Genomic DNA, 20,484 nt, shown 5'->3' on the forward strand with positions numbered 1-20,484 from the left:
TTTTCCGGTTCGGAAAACGCCTGCGCGGTTGGGGCGCGTGTCGCGATCAGGCATGGGCCACCTCCATATCATGCGCGCCGCCCATCATCAGGCCGATCTTCTCGATCGACAGGTCCGCTACAGGGCGCGTGTCGGAGAGGCGCCCTTCGTTCAGCGCACCGAACCGGTCGGAGATCTCCATGAGTTCGTCTAGATCCTGGCTGATGACCACGATCGCCGCCCCCTCGGCCGCGAGATCGAGAAGCGCTTGCCGGATCGCCGCCGCCGCCGCCGCGTCGACTCCCCAGGTCGGCTGGTTCACCACCAGAACCTCGGGTCGCTGCAGGACCTCGCGTCCGATCACGTATTTCTGCAGATTGCCGCCCGACAGCGCCCGCGCCGCGGTGCCGGGCGAGGGGGTGCGCACGTCGAAGCGCTCGATGACCCGCTCGGCGAAGCTCTTCGCCCCCGACCAGTCGACAAAGCCGTTCTTGACCAGCTTCTCGCGCCGCGCGCCGGTCAGGACCGCGTTCTCGATCAGGCTCATATTGGGCGCCGCGGCATGTCCGAGCCGCTCTTCCGGCGCGGTGAGCAGCCCTGCATCTCGCCGCGCAACCGGGCTCTCGCGGCTGACATCGCGGCCCTTGAGCGTGACCGTCCCGGCAGCGCTCGTGCGCTCGCCGGAGAGCACCGCCAGTAGCTCGTCCTGCCCGTTCCCGGCAACGCCGCCGATGCCCAGGACCTCGCCCTCGCGGATCTCGAAGCTGACGTCGCGGAGCGGCGTGCCGAAGGCGCCGGGTGCGGAGAGGCTCAGGTTCCGGACTGACAGGGCCACCTCGCCGGTCTTGTGTGCGCGCGCTTCGGGCGTGGCGAAACTGGCGCCGACCATCATCTCGGCCAATTCACGCGCCGACGCTTCGCGCGGCGTGCAGGTCGCCACCTTTTTCCCGAGGCGCAGGATCGTCGCGGTGTCGCAGAGCGCGCGGATCTCCTCGAGCTTGTGGGAGATGTAGAGGATCGACCGGCCTTCGGATTTCAGCTTGCGCAGGGTCTCGAAGAGGATCTCGACCTCTTGCGGGGTCAGCACCGAGGTCGGCTCGTCCATGATCAGAAGGCGCGGCTCCTGCAGGAGGCAGCGGATGATCTCGACCCGCTGTCGTTCGCCCGCCGAGAGCGTGCCCGCCTGGCGTGCCGGGTCGAGCGGCAGGCCGTAGGCCTCGGAGACCTCGCGGATGCGGCGCGACAACTCGCGCGCGGGCGGCGGGGTCTCCATTCCGAGGGCCACGTTCTCGGCGACCGAAAGCGCGTCGAAGAGCGAGAAATGCTGGAACACCATCGCCACCCCGGCGCTGCGGGCCGCGGAGGGCTGGCTGGGCGCAAAGCCTTCGCCTGCAAGCGTCATCGTGCCGCTGTCCGGTGCGACGAGCCCGTAGATCATCTTGACGAGCGTCGATTTCCCGGCGCCGTTCTCGCCGAGCAGCGCGTGGATCTCGCCCATACCGATGTCGAAGGAGACATCGTCATTGGCGATCACGCCGGGATAGGCCTTGGTCAGGCCCCTGAGGCTGAGCAGTGGGTCGGCCACGGGTTGCGCGCTCCTGTCGTCACGGTTTCAAGAAGCCGCGCGGCGGTGCCGACGGCAATGGCCTGGGGGTGCTTTCCGAGCGATTTTTGCCCGATCGGACAGCGAATGCGGTCGATTTCGGCGGCGCTATGCCCGAGATCGCCCAGGCGCTTGCGGAACCGCGCCCATTTGGTGTCCGACCCGATCAGCCCTGCGCTGGCGAAGCCGTGGGTCAGCGCCGCGTGGCAGAGGGCCAGATCGGTCGCGTGGCTGTAGGTCAGGATGAGGTGATGCGCGCTCTGCGGCGCGCGGGGCATGACGCGCTCGGGCACCGCGGCGGGCAAAGCGCTGACGCGGTAGGGCAGAGGATCCGGGAACCGCTCGGGCGCGGTGTCGATCCAGGTCAGGTCCAGATCCGGGATCGGGGCGAGCACGTCTATGAGCGCGCGTCCGACATGTCCGGCGCCCCAGATCCAGACCGGCACCGTGGCCCGCGTGACCGGCTCCACCATCCAGCCGTCCAGAAGCTGCGGTTCAGGGCGGTCGCCGCGCGCGCGCGCTGCGTCGAGACGGCGCGCGACCGAGAGCGGCCGCGGCTCGGGGCCGCGGGCGACGATATCGGTCCCTGCGAGTTCGGCCAGACGCCCGGCCGTCCAGTGCTCGGTCAGAAGCGTGACATGACCGCCGCAGCATTGGCCCAAGGCGGGTCCCAGCGGATGATGGGTCAGACCCTGGTGGCTCAGCGCCCGGGCCGCGGCTTCGTATTCCAGGCGTCCGCCCCCGATCGTGCCGGATTGCCCGCCCGGCCAGACCAGCATCGCGGCGCCGGTCTCGCGCGGGACGGAGCCGCGGGTCGCGGCCACGACGACGCGGGCGACGGTGCCGTGTCGCTCAACGGCGGCGGCGAGGGCGGCGAGGTCGAAGCTCATCGGTGCGTGGCTCCGGAGCGGAGCGCTGACGGCTGGGACAGTATGCGTATTTGGAAAAAGAAGAAGCGCAAAGAGGGGCGCGTGGAGAGGGCGTCGTCACGCATTGCGGACCCTCTCGATGGCGGCGAGGACGCGCTCGGGCGTGGCGGGCGCGTCGAGCGCGGGGTAGCCCGGACCGAAGGCGGAGATCGCGTCGGAGAGCGCGAGGAAAGCCGAAATGCCCAGCATGAAGGGCGGCTCGCCGACGGCTTTCGAGCGAAAGATGGTCTCCTCGCGGTTCTCGTTGTCATAGAGCGCCACGTTGAAGACCTCGGGGCGGTCGCTGCAGGCGGGGATCTTGTAGGTCGAGGGCGCGTGGGTCCGGAGCCGTCCCTCGTCGTCCCAGACGAGCTCTTCGGTGGTCAGCCAGCCCGCGCCCTGGACGAATCCGCCCTCGATCTGGCCCAGGTCGAGGGCCGGGTTCAGCGAGCGGCCGCAATCGTGCAGGATGTCTGTGCGCAGGAGGCGGTATTCGCCGCTCAGGGCGTCGACGACCACTTCGGTCAGCGCGGCGCCGTAGGCGAAATAGTAGAACGGCCGCCCGCGTCCGCGGATGCGGTCCCAGGAGAGCTCGGGCGTCGCGTAGAATCCGGTGGCCGAGAGCGACACGCGGGCCTCGTAGGCGAGCGTGACCGCCTCTTTGAAGCTCAGGCTCTCGCCGCCGACATGCACGCGACCGTCGGCGAAGCGCACCTGAGCCGGGTCTGCCTGGTGGCGTTCGGCGAGAAGCGCGGCGATGCGGCCCGCGATCTCGTCGCAGGCGGCGGCGACGGCCATGCCGTTCAGGTCGGAGCCGGAGGAGGCCGCAGTGGCGGAGGTGTTCGGCACCTTGCCGGTATCGGTCGCGGTGATCTTCACCGCCTCGAGAGGGAGGCCGAACCGGGCGGCGGCGACCTGGGCCACCTTCTGGAAGAGGCCTTGTCCCATCTCCGTGCCGCCGTGGTTCATGCGGACCGAGCCGTCCTGGTAGACATGCACGAGCGCGCCCGCCTGGTTGAGATGGGTGAGGGTGAAGGAGATGCCGAACTTCACCGGGGTCAGCGCGAGGCCGCGCTTGAGGCGGGGGGTGTCGGCGTTCCATCGTGCGACGGCGTCGCGACGGTCGGCGTAACCGGCGCTGTCGCGGAGGCGCGCCGTGAGGTCGTGCAGGACGAAATCCTCGACCGGCTGGTGATGGGGCGTGGTCTGGGTGTCGGCCGGGACAGCGGGTGGCGCGCCGGGCGGAACGCTCGAGGCCGCGCCGCGGGAGGCGAGATCGACCTCGTCCGACGGGGTGGTCTCGGGGGTCGTGGCGGCGCTCGCAGAGAACGACGCGCTTTGCCCGCCCGTCGCTTCGGTATAGTAATTCCTCTGACGCAGCTCGAGCGGATCGAGTCCCAGGGCATGCGCAGCGTGATCCATGACGCGCTCGATCCCGACCATGCCCTGGGGGCCGCCGAAGCCGCGAAACGCGGTGGCCGACTGGGTGTTGGTCTTCAGCCGGTGGCTCTCGATCCGGACATTCGGCAGGTGATAGGCGTTGTCGGCATGGAGCATCGCGCGGTCGGCGACGGGCAGCGACAGGTCCTGCGCCCAGCCGCAGCGGCAGAGATGCAGGAACTCGACGCCCTGCAGCCGTCCCGTGCTGTCGAACCCGGCGCGGTAGCGGATGCGGAAATCGTGGCGCTTGCCGGTGATGACCATGTCGTCGTCGCGGTCGTAGCGCATCTTGGCGGGGCGACCGGTGCGGCGGGCGACGAGCGCGCAGGCGATGGCGAGCGCGTTGCCCTGGCTCTCCTTGCCGCCGAAGCCACCGCCCATGCGGCGCGTCTCGACCCGCACGGCGTGCATGGGCAGGCCCAGGGCATGGGCAACCTTGTGCTGGATCTCGTTGGGATGCTGGGTCGAGCAGTGGATCAGCATCTCGCCGCCCTCTTGCGGCAGGGCGAGCGCGGCCTGGCCTTCGAGGTAGAAATGCTCCTGTCCGCCGATCTCGATCTCGCCCTCGATACGGTGCTCGGCCTCGGCAATCGCGGTGGCGGGGTCGCCTTTCTGCCAGATGCGGGGGCCGTCCTCGAAACGGCTGTTCGCGGCGAGCGCGTCGTCGACGCTGAGGATCGGGGTGCGGGCGGTGGTCTTGGGGTGGGCGAGGCGCGCGGCGCGGCGCGCGGCGCGGTGGCTGGTGGCCGCGACCAGGAAGAGCGGCTGGCCGAGATAATGGATCTCGCCGGTGCTGAGGAGCGGCTCGTCATGCGCCGAGGGCGAGCAATCAGCGTCGCGCTCGAGATCCTCGGCCGTGAGCGCAAGGACGACTCCGGGCGCGCTCAGCACCTCCGCCAGGTCCAGCGCATCGAGCGTTCCGGCGGCGATGTCAGAGAGACCGAAGGCCAGGTGCACTGTGCCGGGAGGCAGCGGAATATCGTCGGTATAGAGCGCTTCACCCGTCACATGCAGGCGCGCGGAATCGTGCGGGATCGGCTTGGCGACGGTCATGGGGCCACCTCCAAGACGCTTGCGGGCGCGCCTGTCTCCGTCAGAAGCGCGCGGGCCAGCATGTTGCGTGCGGCGCTCAGGCGGTAGGCGGCAGAGGCGCGCATGTCCGACATCGGCTGGAAATCGGCGTCCCACGCATCGGCGATCTCGTCGAGCGTGGCTTGCGTCGCCGGGCGGCCCGTCAGCGCGGCTTCGACCGTGCTGGCGCGTTTCGGGATGCCAGCCATGCCGCCGAAGGCGATGCGGGCCGAGGTCACGGTGCCGTCTGCGATCTCTAGGTTGAACGCGCCGCAGACGGCCGAGATGTCCTGGTCGAAGCGTTTGGAAAGTTTGAAGACTTTCAGCTGGTCGGGCTGGCGCGGCAGGGTCACGGCTTCGACGAATTCGCCGGGCGCGCGATCCTGCTTGCCGTAGTCGAGAAAGAACGCCTCGATCGGCAGGGACCGGCGGTCGGCGCGTTTGCGCAGGTGGAGCGTGGCGCCGAGGGCGATCAGGGCGGGCGGGTTGTCACCGATGGGCGAGCCGTTGGCGATATTGCCGCCGAGGGTGGCCGCGGCGCGGACCTGGGTCGAGCCGTAGCGGCGGATCATCTCGGCATAGGAGGGGTGATGCTCCTGCATGAGCCGGTAGACGCGGTCCATGGTGACGCCCGCGCCGATGCGGATCTCGGTGTCGGTGACGGCGATGTCCTGAAGGTCGCGGCAGCGGTGGAGGAAGATCGCGGGCGCGATCTCGCGGAAGCCCTTGGTGACCCAGAGCCCGACATCGGTCGCCCCGGCCACGAGCGTCGCCTCGGGATTTTCCGCATATATCTCAGCGAGTTGATCCGCCGTCTCCGGGGCGTGCTCCAGCGCGCCGACGGATGGAAGCGGGTCGCTCAGATGCGCGGGCGGGGGCGCGGCGGAGGCAGCCTCGGCCGCGCGAATGATCGGCGCGTAGCCGGTGCAGCGACAGAGATTTCCGGCGAGCGCGTCGTTATGACGGGTGTCGCCGTTCAGATGCGCGGTGGCCATCGAGACGATGAAGCCGGGTGTGCAGAAGCCGCATTGCGAGCCGTGGTGGTCGATCATGGCGTGCTGGACGGGGTGGAGCGTGCCGTCGGGCGCGGCGATGCCCTCGACGGTGCGGACCGCTTTCCCGTGCAGTTGCGGCAGGAAAAGAATGCAGGAATTCAGTGGTTTGGCGCCGCGGTCGTCGGTGACCATGACGGTGCAGGCGCCGCAATCGCCTTCGTTGCAGCCTTCCTTGGTTCCGGTCAGATGCCGGGTTTCGCGCAGCCAGTCGAGCAGGGTGACGGTCGGGTCATCCACGTCGACGGACACACTCTCTCCATTGAGAAGAAAGCAGATTTCCATGTGAAAAGCTCGGCCGCGTTACCGAAAACCCGTGGTGATGCGCGCCCTCGATGCGGCGTAGAAGGCGGCGGGCCGTCCTGATGTCCCGGGCACCGAGGCTAGGCGCTGGCTTTCGCGATTGGCAAGGAAAAATCGGGCGCGGACCCGGATTTTTGTACGAACCCGCCGTTTGAGGGGGCGGATTTGTACGCGGTTTGCGGTTTTCGGGGCGGTTTTGTACAGAAATCCCAATTGCCCATGGGCAAGAAAGGCCGTCGCCTACTCCAGCCCCGTCGCAAGCTCTACCAGCTGGTCGAGCGCGGTGCCCCAACCCTGTTCGAACCCCATGTCGAGATGCGCCTGCCGGTCCTTTGCCGTGGCGTGGAGGACGCGGGCGACGTAGCGCGTACCCGTGCCCTCCGGCGTGAAGCTGATGACCGCGGTCATGAAGCCCGAGGCGCGGGGCCTGTAGTCGGGTCCGAGGCTGTCGGTGAAGGCGAAGAGGCGGGCGGGTTCGACGGCGAGGACGCAGCCGGCCTCGGGCTCGGGGCGCTCGCCTTCGGGGCCTTCCATCGCCGTCAGGAAGATGCCGCCGGGGCGCAGGTCGAGCTCGACATGAGACACCTTCCAGGGGCGCGGGCAGAACCATTGCTTGAGCAGCTCGGGATCGGTCCAGCAGCGCCAGAGCGTCTCGGGGCTGGCGGCGATCACGCGCTCGAGGCGGAGATCGAGGGTGTCGTCGAAATCGGTCATTGCGGTCTCCTGTCGAGCGCTTCTGCGAGGGCCTGAAGCCGGTCTGTGCGACCTTCCCAGACCCGGCGTTGTCGCGCGAGCCAATCTTCGGCCTCGGCGAGCGGGGCGGCTTCGATCCGGACGGTACGGATGCGTCCGTGCTTTTCGCTGCTGACCAGCCCGGCGTCTTCGAGCCGGGCGATATGCTTGAGAAAGCTCGGCAGCGCCATGTCATGCGGCTCGTGAAGCTCGGACACGGGCGCGGGGCCGTCGGTGAGCCGTTCGATCACCGCGCGGCGGGTCGGATCGGCGAGGGCAGCGAAGAAGGAGTCGAGATGGTTAGCCATGTGGCTATGTAAAGTTGCGGAGTGAGCGCTGTCGAGAAAACTTAGCCGGATGGGTAAGTTTTTACAGGTGTGCGGATCGGCGTATGCGGCCGGGTATTTTGACGGAATACCGCCGACATATCTGATGGTGATGGCGCGCCGCCGGATCGCTCCCGCGGCGCTGCCCCAGGGTCTCAGAACGGCAGAAAATCGGAGTCGAGGTCGTAGGCCTTGACCGCGAGCAGCGGCTGGTTGCCGTCGAAGGAGAAGACGAAGACCTGCGCGCGCTCGTTGTTGAGGGCCATCCGGCAGAAGACCGCGTCGGGATCGAACTCGGCGGGGCATCCGGCGAGATCCACGTGGGAGACGGCGCTCTCGAACACCTCGTAGGTCATGACGCCGCCTTCGAGATAGGCATGCTCGACCTCGGGATGCTCGCCCGGGCCGGACGCCGCGGCCGATGTCGCAATGAGGCTCGCCAGGAGAAGGGGGGCTGTCCGTCGCATATACCTGATTCCTTTTGTTTGGTATTTCTGTAATTCCTAAGTGATTTACTAAACTACTGTAAAGCCCTCCCGTGGAAATGGCAGGGATGGGGCTTTTCCCGGACCCGCCCCCAGCATATCGTGGTGGTCATGGCCGATCCCCGATTCATTCATCTCCGCGTCCACACCGAATATTCCCTGCTCGAAGGGGCGGTGCGGCTGAAGAAACTGCCAGGAATGTGCGAGGCGATGGGCATGCCCGCCGTCGCCGTGACCGACAGCAACAACCTCTTCGCCGCGCTCGAATTCTCGGTGACGGCCGCCGGGGCGGGGGTGCAGCCGATCATCGGCTGCCAGGTGGATCTGCGCTATGCGGAACCGGTGCAGGGCGAGCGCCCGAAACCGCCCGCGCCGGTGGTTCTGCTCGCCCAGAACGAGACCGGCTACGAGCACCTGATGAAGCTCAACTCCTGTCTCTACCTGCGCGGCGACGGCGAGCTTCCGCATGTCACGCTCGACGAGCTGGAGGCGCATTCCGAGGGCGTCATCTGCCTGTCCGGCGGGCCGGACGGGCCGGTGGGGCGGCTCTTGCGGCAGAACGCGCGCGGCGCCGCCGAGGCGCTGATGGTGCGGCTGCACGCGATCTTCGGCGACCGGCTCTATGTCGAGCTGCAGCGCCATCCCGAGGAGGGCGGCCTGCCCGAGGCCGAGAAGCTCAGCGAGCGCGGCCATATCGAGATGGCCTATACGATGGGCCTGCCGCTCGTCGCCACGAACGACGTCTATTTCCCGAAGACCGAGATGTACGAGGCGCATGACGCGCTGATCTGCATCTCCGAGGGCGCCTATGTCGACCAGCAGGATCCGCGCCGACGGCTGACGCCGCAGCATTACCTGAAGAGCCCGCAGGAGATGGCGGCGCTTTTCGCTGACCTGCCCGAGGCGCTGGAGAACACCGTCGAGATCGCCCGCCGCTGCGCCTTCATGGCCTATCGGCGCGACCCGATTCTGCCGCGCTTCGCCGATGACGAGGTCGAGGAACTCAGGCGGCAGGCGAACGAGGGCCTGCAGGCGCGGCTGGCGGTGATCCCGCATGCGGTCAGTGTCGAGGATTACCAGAAGCGGCTCGATTTCGAGTTGGGGATCATCGAGGGGATGGGCTTTCCGGGCTACTTCCTGATCGTCGCCGACTTCATCAAATGGGCCAAGGATCACGACATCCCGGTGGGGCCGGGGCGGGGCTCGGGCGCGGGCTCGCTCGTCGCCTACGCGCTAACGATCACCGATCTCGATCCCCTGCGCTACTCGCTTCTGTTCGAGCGGTTCCTGAACCCCGAACGGGTCTCGATGCCGGATTTCGACATCGACTTCTGCATGGACCGCCGCGAAGAGGTGATCCGCTACGTGCAAGGCAAGTACGGCCGCGACAAGGTCGGACAGATCATCACCTTCGGTGCGCTCCTGTCCAAGGCCGCGGTGCGCGACGTGGGCCGGGTGCTGCAGATGCCCTACGGGCAAGTGGACCGGCTGTCGAAGATGATCCCGGTCGAGGGCGTCAAGCCGGTCTCCATCGAAAAGGCCCTGGCCGACGAGCCGCGGCTCCGCGAAGAGGCGCGCAACGAAGAGGTGGTGGACCGGCTCCTGACCTATGGCCAGCAGGTCGAGGGGCTTCTCAGGAACGCCTCGACCCATGCGGCGGGGGTGGTGATCGGGGACCGGCCGCTCGACGCGCTGGTGCCGCTTTACCAGGATCCGCGCTCGGACATGCCGGCGACGCAGTTCAACATGAAATGGGTCGAGCAGGCGGGGCTGGTGAAGTTCGACTTCCTCGGCCTCAAGACGCTGACGGTGATCCAGAACGCCATCGACCTGATCCACAAATCGGGCCGCGACCTGCATGTCTCGGCCGAAGGGGCGGTGCTCTACGATCCGCCGCCGGGGGCGGAGAACCAGATCAACCTGATCCCGCTCGACGACACAGCGACCTACAAGCTTTACGCCCGCGCCAAGACGGTGGCGGTGTTCCAGGTGGAAAGCTCGGGCATGATGGATGCGCTCAAGCGCATGAAGCCCACCTGCATCGAGGATATCGTCGCGCTCGTGGCGCTCTACCGGCCCGGTCCGATGGAGAACATCCCGACCTATTGCGAGGTCAAGAACGGGCTCCGCGAGATCGAGAGCGTGCATCCGCTGATCGACCATATCCTTGAAGAGACGCAGGGCATCATCGTCTACCAGGAACAAGTGATGCAGATCGCGCAGGTCATGGCGGGCTACAGCCTCGGCGGCGCCGACCTGCTGCGCCGCGCGATGGGCAAGAAGATCAAGGAGGCGATGGACGCCGAGCGCCCCAAGTTCGAGACCGGCGCGGCCGAGAACGGCGTCGACAAGAAGAAGGCGACCGAGGTCTTCGACCTTCTCGAGAAGTTCGCCAATTACGGCTTCAACAAGTCCCACGCCGCCGCCTACGCGGTGGTCAGCTACCAGACCGCCTGGCTCAAGGCGAACCATCCGGTCGAGTTCATGGCGGGCGTCATGAACTGCGATATCCACCTCACCGACAAGCTCGCGGTCTATTTCGAAGAGGTGAAGAAGGGGCTCGGGCTGCCCTGGGTCGCGCCATGCGTGAACCGCTCGCTCGAAACCTTCGACGTGCAGGAGGGCGCGCTGGTCTATGCGCTGGGCGCGCTCAAGAATGTCGGCCTCGACGCGATGCGGTTGGTGGTCGAGGGGCGCGGCGAGAAGCCCTTTGCGACGCTCTTCGATATGGCGCGGCGGGTCGATCTGAAGCGCGTGGGCAAGCGCCCGCTCGAGATGATGGCGCGGGCGGGATGCTTCGACGTGCTCGACGGCAACCGCCGCCGGGTCTTCGAGAGCCTCGATGCGCTCGTCGCCTATTCCGCGGCGATCCACGAGCAGAAAGCCTCGGCGCAGGTGTCGCTCTTCGGCGAGGCGGGCGAGGACCTGCCCGAGCCGCGGCTGGTGCCGGTGAATGACTGGATGCCCGCCGAGCGGCTGGCCGAGGAGTTCAAGGCGGTGGGCTTCTACCTCTCCGGCCACCCGCTCGACGATTACATGGCGGCGCTGAAGCGCAAGGGCGTGCTGACCCTCGACGAGGTGATGGCCAAGGCCGAACGCGCGCCGCTGATCGCCAAGCTCGCGGGCTCGGTCGCGGGTCGGCAGGAGCGCAAATCGGCGCGCGGCAACCGGTTTGCCTTCTGCCAGCTCTCCGATCCGACCGGCGCCTATGAGGTGACGCTCTTCTCCGAGACGCTGGAGAAAAGCCGCGAGCATCTCGAGACCGGCGCCAAGGTGGTGATCACCGTCGAGGCGACGATGGAGAGCGACCAGCTGAAGCTGCTGGGCCGCTCGGTCGCGCCGGTGGAGACGGCGGTCGCGGATGCGGGGACCGCGGGTCTGAAGATCTGGGTCGAGAGCGAGGCGGCGCTGCCCAACATCGCCTCGATCCTGTCGAACGCGGCGCAGCAGATGCCGAAGGCGGGGAAGGGGCCGATCCGGCTCTGCCTCGCCGATCCGAGCCTGCCCGGCGAGGTGGAGATCGACGCGGGCGAGCTGTTCCCGGTCAATCCCGAGATCAAGGGCGCGCTCAAATCCCTCGACGGGATCCTCGAAGTGCAGGAATTCTAGACCCGCGGACCGCGCTGGGCCCCGGACAGGCGCGGTCCGCGCGCCATCCCGGCCGGTCGCCCGGCGTCTCTGTCGTGTCGCGTATTTGGAAAAAGAAGAAGCGCAGGGCCGGGCGCTCTTTGGGCTTCTTCTTTTTGAAAATACGCACTCCGGCGGCGACGCAAGCGCGCGCTCAGTAATGCGGCGGCCGCTCGTCGCCCAGGACCACTCCGCCGGTGCCCTCGGCCTCGCGCTGGGCCTCGCGGAGGCGCAGCATCTCGACATGGCGGGTCAGCCGCTCGATCTCGCGGGTCTGGGTGTAGACGGTGCCCGAGAGGTCCTCGACCTCGCGCAGAAGCTCGGCCACCCGCGCCTCCAGCCGTTCCAGCCGGTCGTTCATGTCACAGTGCCCCTGTTGCTCCTCGATGCGTCGGAGGCTACAGGAGGCGCGCAATCAGCGCGAGCCGAGATCCCATGGCGAAACAGAAGAAACAGCCCCGTCCCAAGGCCGAGACGCCGAAAGGGTTCCGCGACTATTTCGGGGCCGAGGTCACGCAGCGCACCGAGATGCTGGCGCGGATCGCCGAGGTCTACCACGCCTACGGGTTCGATGCGCTCGAAAGCTCAGCCGTCGAGACGGTCGAGGCGCTGGGCAAGTTCCTCCCCGATGTCGACCGTCCGAACGAAGGCGTTTTCGCCTGGCAGGAGGCCGATGACGAGGGCCGCGGCGACTGGCTGGCATTGCGCTACGATCTGACCGCGCCGCTGGCGCGGGTCTATGCCCAGCACCGCAACGATCTGCCGACGCCCTATCGCCGCTACGCGATGGGTCCGGTCTGGCGCAACGAGAAGCCCGGGCCGGGGCGGTTCCGGCAGTTCTACCAATGTGATGCGGACACGGTCGGTGCGCCGTCCGTGGCGGCGGATGCCGAGATCTGCGCGATGCTCGCCGACACGCTGGAGCGGGTCGGAATCCCGCGCGGCGATTACCTGATCCGGGTGAACAACCGGAAGGTTCTGAACGGCGTGCTCGAGGCGATGGGCCTGTCGGACGAGGCTCAGCGCGATGCGGTCCTGCGCACCATCGACAAGTTCGACAAGGTCGGCGAGGCGGGCGTGCGCGAGCTTCTGGGCAAGGGCCGTCTCGATGCCTCGGGCGCCTATATCGACGGCGTGGGGCTGACCGAGGCGCAGGCCGAGCCGGTGATCGCGTTTCTCACCTCGCGCGGCGAGAGCGCCGCTGAGACGCTGGCGAACCTCCGCGCCGCCATCGGCGAGAGCGCGATCGGTGCCGAGGGTGTCGCCGAGCTCGAGACCATCGCCGGGCTTCTCGAGGCGGGCGGGTATGGCCCGGACCGGATCGTGATCGACCCGTCTGTCGTGCGGGGGCTTGGCTATTACACCGGGCCGGTCTTCGAGGCCGAGTTGACCTTCGAGATCACCGACGAGAAGGGCCGTCCGCGTCAGTTCGGTTCGGTTGCAGGCGGCGGGCGCTACGACGATCTGGTCAAGCGCTTCACCGGGCAGGCGGTGCCCGCGACGGGGGTCTCGATCGGGGTCGACCGGCTCCTGGCGGCGCTGCGCGAGAAGGGGCGGATCAGTGCGACCCCGGTCGGGCCTGTAGTGGTCACGGTGATGGATCGCGACCGGATGGCGGACTACCAGGCGATGGTGGCCGAGCTGCGTGCGGCGGGCCTCCGGGCCGAGGTCTATCTCGGCAATCCGAAGAATTTCGGCAACCAGCTCAAATATGCCGACCGGCGCAATTCGCCCGCCGCGGTGATCGCCGGGAGCGAGGAGTTCGAGCGTGGCGTGGTGCAGGTCAAGGACCTCGTCTTGGGCGCCAAGATCGCCGAGAACGCGACGCTCGAGGAGTGGAAGGAGCGGCCCTCGCAGTTCGAGGTGCCGCGCGGCGAGATGGTCGCGCGGCTTCGGGCGATGCTGGACGGCGCGGAATGAGCCTCGGGGCAGCACGGCAGACCGCGCGGGCGCTCTGCGAGGGATTCACGGCGCGGGGTGCGGAGGTGGTCGAATGCGCCATCCTGCAGCCCGCCGAGACGCTGCTCGATCTTTATGGCGAGGATATCCGGGCGCGGGCCTATGTGACGCAGGACCCGGCGCGGGGCGAGCAGATGCTCCGGCCGGATTTCACCGTGCCCGTGGTCGAGATGCACATGAAGGAGGGCGCCGAGCCCGCGCGCTACACCTATGCGGGCGAGGTCTTCCGGCGTCAGGAGGATGATCCGAGCCGGGCGAGCGAGTATCTGCAGGTGGGCTACGAGGTCTTCGACCGCGAGAACCCAGAGGCGGCGGATGCGGAGGTCTTCGCGCTTTTCGCAGAGACGCTGTCGGAGGTGCCCCTGCGCGCCGCGACCGGAGATATCGGCATCCTGACCGCCGCCGTGGCCGGGCTCGAGACCACCGAGGCGCGGCGGGCGGCGCTGATGCGGCATATCTGGCGGCCGCGTCGGTTTCGACAGCTCCTGGACCGGTTCTCGGGCAAGAGCCCGGTGCCGCCCGAGAGGCAGGCGCTGATCGACGGGCAGATGGCCATGCACGGGGCGGCGCCGATGGTGGGGCTGCGCTCGGAGGACGAGATCGCGGCGCGGGTCGCGGCGCTGCGCGAGGACGCCTCGGGGCCGCAGCTCGGACGTGGCCAGGTGGAGATGCTGGACGCGCTTCTGTCGGTCTCGGAGACCTGCCCCTTCGCCCTGGAGCATCTGCGCGATCTCGCGGTGGACACGCCGGGTCTCGGCGTCGCGGTCGACCGGTTCGAGCGGCGGATCGAGGCCTTGGCGGCGCAGGGGATCGATGTCGAGACGCTGGATTTCGAGGCCTCCTACGGGCGGACCTCGATGGAATATTACGACGGGTTCGTCTTTGGTTTCTACGCCGAGGCGCGGCCGGACCTGCCGCCGGTGGCCACGGGCGGGCGCTATGACGCGCTGACCGCGCGGCTTGGCGGTGGCGGCTCGATCCCGGCGGTGGGCGGCGTGATCCGGCCCGATCTGCTTCTGGAGGTCACGGCATGAGCGTGAAGCTCGGGGTGCCCTCGAAGGGGCGGTTGATGGAGAAGACCTTCGACTGGTTCGGCAGCCGCGGCGTGACGCTGGCGCGGGCCGGGTCGGAGCGCGAATATGCGGGCTCGGTCGAGGGCGCGCCGGGGGTGGAGCTGGTGCTGCTGTCGGCGGGGGAGATACCGCGCGAGCTTGCGGCGGGACGCATCCATCTCGGTGTGACCGGCACGGATCTCGTGCAGGAGACGCTGGTGCAATGGGACCAGAAGGTCGAGCCGCTGGCGGAACTGGGCTTCGGCCATGCCGACCTCGTGGTCGCGGTTCCCGCGGCCTGGGTGGATGTGGACACGCTCGACGATCTCGACGCGGCGGCGGCGGCGTTCCGGGCGCGGCACGGGTTCCGGATGCGGATCGCCACCAAGTATCACCGGCTGGTGCGCGATTACCTGCGCGCGGGCGGGGTGGCGGATTACCAGCTGGTGGACAGCCAGGGTGCGACCGAAGGCACGGTGAAGAATCTGACCGCGGAGGCGATCGCCGACATCACCTCGACCGGCGAGACGCTGCGGGCGAACCATTTGAAGATCCTCTCGGACGCGCCGGTTCTGCGCAGCCAGGCGACGCTCTTCCGCTCGCGGGTGGCGCGGAAGACCGATGAGGAGCGCGCGGCGCTGAGCGGGCTTCTTCAGACGCTCGGGCTCTGACGCGCGGGCGCGGGGCCGCGGGATAATAGATAGAATTGAGCGGGTCTGGTTGACGTGATGCCGGGCAAGCTCCAGAATTTAATTAAAATTCTGGAGCCGGTGGCCGGGCGCGACGCGGCGGCTTGGGCCGTGCCGGGTGTCGGAGATGCGCCCTGCGTCGTCGGCGCAGGGCGGTTTGCCGGGAGCCTTGGACCCAGCGCAGTATCGGCCAAGATCAAGAATTTTATCTAAAATTCTTGAGCGGTTGATTCACCAGTCAAAAACGCCATGATGCGCGGCATCACAATATCCGGACAATCCGAAGGGAGACGGACATGAACCGCATCATCACCTCCGCCATCGCACTGACCCTTGCCGCTGGCACCGCCAGCGCGCAGGACAGTTGCGACAGTGTGACCTTTGCCGATGTCGGCTGGACCGACATCACCGCGACCACCGCCGCCACCACCGCCGTTCTCGAGGCGCTGGGCTACGAGACCGACACCAAGGTCCTGTCGGTGCCGGTCACCTATACCTCCATGGCCGATGGCGATATCGACGTCTTCCTCGGCAATTGGATGCCCACGATGGAAGGCGATATCGCGCCTTATCGCGAGGCCGGAACTGTCGTGACGCTCGGGGCCAACCTCGAAGGCGCGAAATACACGCTGGCGACCAATGCTGCCGGAGCCGCGCTGGGGATCGACAGTTTCGAGGCGATCGCGGCCAATTCCGAGGCGCTCGAGGGCTATATCTACGGGATCGAGCCCGGCAATGACGGCAACCGCCTGATCCTCGACATGATCGAGGCCGACGCCTTCGGCCTGGGCGAGTTCGACATCCGCGAGAGCTCCGAGCAGGGGATGCTGGCACAGGTCGGCCGCGCCACCGAGCGCGAGGAGCCCATCGTCTTCCTCGCCTGGGAGCCGCACCCGATGAACGCCAATTACGAGCTGACCTATCTTTCGGGCGGTGACGACTGGTTCGGTCCGGATTTCGGCGGCGCGACGGTCTACACCAACACCCGCGCCGGGTTCTCCGAGGAGTGCCCGAATGTCGGCGCGCTGCTCGACAACCTCGTCTTCTCGCTGGCGATGGAGAACGAGATCATGGGCGCGATCCTGAACGACGGCGCCGATCCGCGCGATGCGGCCGTGGCCTGGATGTCGGAGAACACTGACATGGTCAGCGGCTGGCTCGAGGGCGTGACCACCAAGGATGGCGGTGACGCGAAAGAGGCGGTGATGTCCGCGCTGAACTGATCCGGTTCGGTCTTACGGATAAAGACGCCCCGTGCCTCTGGCGCGGGGCGTTTTTCGTGCGTTTTGGTCGCTCAGAGCGAGAGCGCGTCGAAATCCGAGGCGGCGTGGCGCTCGCGCAGGGTGTTCTCGCCGGAGCTCTTGTTGACGATGCGGCCGCGCTTGACCGCCTCGCGGGCGTCGAGCTCCTTGGCCCAGCGCTGCACGTTCTCGTAGCTCTCCACGTCGAGGAAGGTCGCCGCGTCGTAGGAGCGGCCGAGCGCGAGATTGCCGTACCAGGGCCAGACCGCGATATCGGCGATGGTGTAGCTGTCGCCTGTCAGATAGCGCGTCTCGCCCAGGCGGCGGTTCAGCACGTCGAGCTGGCGCTTGGTCTCCATCGCGTAGCGGTTGATCGGGTATTCCATCGGCTCCGGCGCGTAGGCGTAGAAATGGCCGAAACCGCCGCCGAGATAGGGCGCGGAACCCATCTGCCAGAAGAGCCAGGACAGCATCTCGGGGCGTTCGGCGGGGGCGCCGAGGAAGGCGTGGAAGCGCTCGGCGAGATGCATGAGGATCGCGCCCGATTCGAAGAGACGCACGGGCTTCGGGCCGGAGCAGTCGAGCAGGGCGGGGATCTTCGAGTTCGGGTTGAGGCCGACGAACCCCGAGCCGAACTGATCGCCGTCACCGATATTGATCATCCAGGCGTCGTATTCGGCGTCGGAATGCCCGGCGGCCAGCAGCTCTTCGAAGAGGATCGTGACCTTCTGACCGTTCGGCGTGCCCATCGAGTAGAGCTGGAACGGGTGATCGCCGCGCGGCAGCTCGGCCTCGTGGGTCGATCCGGCGATCGGGCGGTTGAGGCTGGCCCAGCGTCCGCCGTTCTCGGCGTCCCAGGTCCATTTCTCGGGGGGCGTGTAGCTCATGGCATGTCCTTCGGGTGATCTGTTCGGACAAGAGCTAAGCGGTCGCGCGGGAATTACCATGCGCAGGGTGTCGGAGCGCATGTGCGGGGATGCACGCGGATGATGTGGCGGGCGTGACCGGGACGGGCCGCGGAGGCGCGGGCGCTCAGAGAACGCCGATCTCGGCCAGCGCGCCGGCGAGCTCCGGCGGGAGCGGGTCCTCGGAGCGGCGGGCGGCGGGAAGATCGCGCGGCGCGTCGGCTACCGCGAGGTAGCGCCAGCCCTGGAAGGCGCGTTTCGGGGCGGGGGTGACGCGGATCAGCTCGGGGTCGAGCACCAGCGCGCAGCGGCGGATGCCGTCGGGTCCGGTCACCTCGTCGAGGCGGCGGATGCGCTGGCGGCACTGGATGAGGCCCTTGATCACCCAGAAAATCGACCCGCCCGCGAGGATCTCGTCCTCACGCTTGGGCCACATTCTTGTGACATGGCGGGGCAGGCCGTCCTCGGTCTGGGCGCGGCGCGAGGCCTGCCAGTCCGCGAGGCTCTCGACGCTTTCGGTGCCCGCGCTCAGTTTCAGAAGGTGGCAGATCTTGTCCACAGATTCGTCCTCACTCACACAAGATATTCTAGTGCTTGTCGCTTCCGCTTCAAACTGTTGTGGAATGGGGCTATAAAGTGAGTCCCCACCGTGAAGGTGGGAACTCTACGCTACGTAGCTCAAGCGGAAGAGCACTCTGCGCGTTTGTCGGACGACTTACAGCTAAAGCAGAGAGGTTGTTGGTTCAAGTCCAACCGTAGCGCCCATCCCTCCATTCGGCCCGCGTTACGCGGACCATTACGCTGCGAGAAATAAGACATGAGCCGCTTCGCCGCCCCGATCGCAGAACAGATATGGGATATGAAATACCGTCTGAAAGAGGCGGATGGCACGCCGATCGACGGCAGTGTCGAGGACAGCTGGCGGCGGATCGCGCGATCGCTCGCGGAGGTCGAGGACGACACCGCCCTTTGGGAGGATCGGTTCTACGCCGCGCTCGAGGATTTCAAATACCTGCCCGCGGGCCGGATCACCGCGGGTGCGGGCACGGCGCGGTCGGTGACGCTCTTCAACTGCTTCGTGATGGGCACGATCCCCGACACGATGGGCGGCATCTTCGACATGCTGAAGGAAGCCGCGCTGACCATGCAGCAGGGCGGCGGGATCGGCTATGATTTCTCCACGATCCGGCCCAAGGGCGCGGCGGTGGCGGGCGTGGCGGCGGATGCCTCGGGGCCGTTGTCTTTCATGGATGTCTGGGACGCGATGTGCCGCACGATCATGTCGGCGGGCTCGCGGCGCGGCGCGATGATGGCGACGATGCGCTGCGACCATCCCGATATCGAGGATTTCATCGGGGCCAAGGCCGACAGCGCGCGGCTGCGGATGTTCAACCTGTCGGTCCTGATCACCGATCCATTCATGGAGGCGGTCAAGGCGGACGGCTCCTGGGATCTGGTCTTCGACGGCAAGGTGTTCCGCACCGTGCAGGCGCGCGACCTGTGGAACCGGATCATGCGGGCGACCTATGATTACGCCGAGCCGGGCGTGATCTTCATCGACCGGATCAACGCCGCCAATAACCTCGCCTATTGCGAGACCATCGCGGCGACCAACCCCTGCGGCGAGCAGCCGCTGCCGCCCTATGGCGCGTGCCTTCTGGGCTCGATCAACCTCGCGCGGCTGGTCTCGGAGCCGTTCCAGGAGGGCGCGGCGCTGGATCTGAAGGCTCTGGACCAGCTGGTCGCGACCGCCGTGCGGATGATGGACAATGTCGTCGATGCCTCGCGCTTTCCGCTGCCCGAACAGGCGCGCGAGGCGCAGAACAAGCGCCGGATCGGGCTGGGTGTCACCGGTCTTGCCGATGCGCTCTTGATGCTGGGCCTGCGCTACGGCTCCGAGGCCGCGGCGGCGCAGACCGAGGCCTGGCTGCACCAGATCGCGCGCGCGGCCTACCTCGCGTCGGTCGAGCTGGCCAAGGAGAAGGGGCCGTTTCCGCTGTTCGATGCCGAGGCCTACCTGGCCTCGGGCGCGATGCAGATGATGGACGAGGATGTGCGCGACGCGATCCGCGAGCACGGCATCCGCAACGCGCTTCTGACATCGATCGCGCCCACCGGCACGATCTCGCTCTACGCGGGCAACGTGTCCTCGGGGATCGAGCCGGTCTTCGCCTATGCCTACACGCGCAAGGTCCTGCAGAAGGACGGCACCCGGACCGAGGAAGAGGTGGTCGATTACGCGGTGCAGCTGTACCGCGACGCCTTCGGCGAGGAGGCCGAGCTGCCGGATCACTTCGTCAACGCGCAGACCCTGTCGCCGCTCGATCACGTGCGGATGCAGGCGGCGGCGCAGAAATGGGTGGATTCGTCGATCTCGAAGACCATCAATTGTCCCGAGGACATCAGCTTCGAGGCGTTCAAGGACGTCTACATCGCGGCCTACGAGCAGGGCTGCAAGGGCTGCACCACCTACCGCCCCAACGACGTGACCGGGTCGGTCCTGACCGTCAGCGAGGCCGAGAAGCCCGCCGAGACGCCGGTGCTTGTCCACGAGGCCGAGGATGGGGCCGAGGTGGTCTACATGTCCGAGCCGCTCGACCGGCCCGAGACGCTGGAGGGCAATACCTACAAGCTCAAATGGCCCGACAGCGAGCATGCGATCTACCTGACGATCAACGACATCATCGTCGGCGGCCGCCGCAGGCCCTTCGAGGTCTTCATCAACTCAAAAAACATGGAGCATTTCGCCTGGACCGTGGCGCTGACGCGGATGATCTCGGCGGTGTTCCGGCGCGGCGGCGATGTGAGCTTCGTGGTCGAGGAGCTGAAGGCGGTGTTCGATCCGCGCGGCGGGGCCTGGGTGAAGGGCAAGTACATCCCCTCGATCCTCGCGGCCATCGGCGGGGTGATCGAGCAGCATCTGGTCGCGACCGGGTTCCTCGAGGGCGAGGGGATGGGGCTGAAATCCGATCCCAAGGCCATGGTGGTGAACCTCGACGGGCGCCCCGGCAAGGCATGCCCGTCCTGTGGCCAGTACGAGATGCACATGCAGGAAGGCTGCATGACCTGCGGCTCCTGCGGCTACTCGAAATGCGGGTGATCTGACGCGACG

The 20,484-nt window shown here is 67.5% G+C and carries 16 protein-coding genes and 1 tRNA gene; 7 read left to right on the forward strand and 10 right to left on the reverse strand.

Translation table 11 applies throughout. The features are described from left to right. Positions 1 to 46: 46 nt before the first annotated feature. The 7 genes from ACFQ4E_RS00725 to ACFQ4E_RS00755 form a co-directional block, all read right to left on the reverse strand. The gene (locus ACFQ4E_RS00725) at positions 47 to 1,564 is read right to left on the reverse strand and encodes an ABC transporter ATP-binding protein (RefSeq protein ID WP_386800998.1); all 1,518 of its coding nucleotides are present in this window, start codon (positions 1,562 to 1,564) and stop codon (positions 47 to 49) included. Further along, entirely contained in the window at positions 1,531 to 2,472 is a 942-nt protein-coding gene (xdhC, locus tag ACFQ4E_RS00730; RefSeq protein ID WP_386800999.1) for a xanthine dehydrogenase accessory protein XdhC, read from the reverse strand. Before xdhC ends, ACFQ4E_RS00725 begins: the two co-directional genes overlap by 34 nt. A 96-nt stretch (positions 2,473 to 2,568) precedes the next feature. Beyond that, on the reverse strand, positions 2,569 to 4,983 hold the full coding sequence (gene xdhB, locus ACFQ4E_RS00735) for a xanthine dehydrogenase molybdopterin binding subunit (RefSeq protein WP_386801000.1): 2,415 nt from the start codon (positions 4,981 to 4,983) through the stop codon (positions 2,569 to 2,571). After that, positions 4,980 to 6,338, reverse strand: coding sequence for a xanthine dehydrogenase small subunit (locus ACFQ4E_RS00740; protein WP_386801001.1), 1,359 nt, complete (start codon positions 6,336 to 6,338; stop codon positions 4,980 to 4,982). Before ACFQ4E_RS00740 ends, xdhB begins: the two co-directional genes overlap by 4 nt. A gap of 258 nt (positions 6,339 to 6,596) precedes the next feature. Beyond that, positions 6,597 to 7,070 carry an SRPBCC family protein gene (locus ACFQ4E_RS00745; protein WP_386801002.1) on the reverse strand — a complete coding sequence of 158 codons (474 nt, stop codon included), beginning with the start codon at positions 7,068 to 7,070 and terminating at the stop codon, positions 6,597 to 6,599. Further along, complete coding sequence (locus ACFQ4E_RS00750) at positions 7,067 to 7,396, reverse strand: ArsR/SmtB family transcription factor (RefSeq protein WP_386801003.1); 330 nt, start codon at positions 7,394 to 7,396, stop codon at positions 7,067 to 7,069. Before ACFQ4E_RS00750 ends, ACFQ4E_RS00745 begins: the two co-directional genes overlap by 4 nt. Before the next feature lie 173 nt (positions 7,397 to 7,569). Next, the gene (locus ACFQ4E_RS00755; RefSeq protein WP_386801004.1) at positions 7,570 to 7,881 is read right to left on the reverse strand and encodes a hypothetical protein; all 312 of its coding nucleotides are present in this window, start codon (positions 7,879 to 7,881) and stop codon (positions 7,570 to 7,572) included. A gap of 129 nt (positions 7,882 to 8,010) precedes the next feature. Between ACFQ4E_RS00755 and dnaE the strand changes: the two genes are divergently transcribed. After that, positions 8,011 to 11,508 carry a DNA polymerase III subunit alpha gene (gene dnaE, locus ACFQ4E_RS00760; RefSeq protein ID WP_386801005.1) on the forward strand — a complete coding sequence of 1,166 codons (3,498 nt, stop codon included), beginning with the start codon at positions 8,011 to 8,013 and terminating at the stop codon, positions 11,506 to 11,508. 172 nt (positions 11,509 to 11,680) lie between these two features. On the opposite strand, the gene ACFQ4E_RS00765 is transcribed toward dnaE, so the two are convergent. Further along, the gene (locus ACFQ4E_RS00765) at positions 11,681 to 11,887 is read right to left on the reverse strand and encodes a SlyX family protein (RefSeq protein ID WP_386801006.1); all 207 of its coding nucleotides are present in this window, start codon (positions 11,885 to 11,887) and stop codon (positions 11,681 to 11,683) included. 74 nt (positions 11,888 to 11,961) lie between these two features. Between ACFQ4E_RS00765 and hisS the strand changes: the two genes are divergently transcribed. From hisS to choX, 4 genes are all read left to right on the forward strand, one after another. Next, positions 11,962 to 13,446 carry a histidine--tRNA ligase gene (gene hisS / locus ACFQ4E_RS00770; RefSeq protein ID WP_386801007.1) on the forward strand — a complete coding sequence of 495 codons (1,485 nt, stop codon included), beginning with the start codon at positions 11,962 to 11,964 and terminating at the stop codon, positions 13,444 to 13,446. Further along, positions 13,443 to 14,519 carry an ATP phosphoribosyltransferase regulatory subunit gene (locus tag ACFQ4E_RS00775; protein WP_386801008.1) on the forward strand — a complete coding sequence of 359 codons (1,077 nt, stop codon included), beginning with the start codon at positions 13,443 to 13,445 and terminating at the stop codon, positions 14,517 to 14,519. Before hisS ends, ACFQ4E_RS00775 begins: the two co-directional genes overlap by 4 nt. After that, positions 14,516 to 15,208, forward strand: coding sequence for an ATP phosphoribosyltransferase (gene hisG / locus ACFQ4E_RS00780; RefSeq protein ID WP_386801009.1), 693 nt, complete (start codon positions 14,516 to 14,518; stop codon positions 15,206 to 15,208). The genes ACFQ4E_RS00775 and hisG overlap by 4 nt, the downstream gene beginning before the upstream one ends. Positions 15,209 to 15,522: 314 nt before the next feature. Next, positions 15,523 to 16,449: a choline ABC transporter substrate-binding protein gene (choX, locus tag ACFQ4E_RS00785; RefSeq protein WP_386801010.1), complete on the forward strand. Its 927-nt coding sequence runs from the start codon at positions 15,523 to 15,525 to the stop codon at positions 16,447 to 16,449. A gap of 71 nt (positions 16,450 to 16,520) precedes the next feature. On the opposite strand, the gene yghU is transcribed toward choX, so the two are convergent. Both yghU and ACFQ4E_RS00795 read right to left on the reverse strand, forming a co-directional pair. Further along, positions 16,521 to 17,354 (reverse strand): glutathione-dependent disulfide-bond oxidoreductase, encoded by an 834-nt coding sequence (gene yghU, locus ACFQ4E_RS00790; protein WP_386801011.1) that lies wholly within the window; start codon positions 17,352 to 17,354, stop codon positions 16,521 to 16,523. Positions 17,355 to 17,499: 145 nt separating this feature from the next. Beyond that, positions 17,500 to 17,931 carry a DUF1489 family protein gene (locus ACFQ4E_RS00795; RefSeq protein ID WP_386801012.1) on the reverse strand — a complete coding sequence of 144 codons (432 nt, stop codon included), beginning with the start codon at positions 17,929 to 17,931 and terminating at the stop codon, positions 17,500 to 17,502. Between the two features lie 108 nt (positions 17,932 to 18,039). On the opposite strand from ACFQ4E_RS00795, the gene ACFQ4E_RS00800 reads away from it, so the two are divergent. Further along, a tRNA-OTHER gene (locus ACFQ4E_RS00800) sits at positions 18,040 to 18,137 on the forward strand. A gap of 52 nt (positions 18,138 to 18,189) precedes the next feature. Continuing rightward, a complete protein-coding gene (locus tag ACFQ4E_RS00805; protein ID WP_386801013.1) occupies positions 18,190 to 20,472 on the forward strand; it encodes an adenosylcobalamin-dependent ribonucleoside-diphosphate reductase in 2,283 nt (760 codons plus the stop codon). Positions 20,473 to 20,484: the final 12 nt, after the last annotated feature.

Origin of the sequence: Litorisediminicola beolgyonensis (assembly GCF_042679605.1) — a bacterium.
Classification (GTDB): Bacteria; Pseudomonadota; Alphaproteobacteria; order Rhodobacterales; family Rhodobacteraceae; genus Litorisediminicola; species Litorisediminicola beolgyonensis.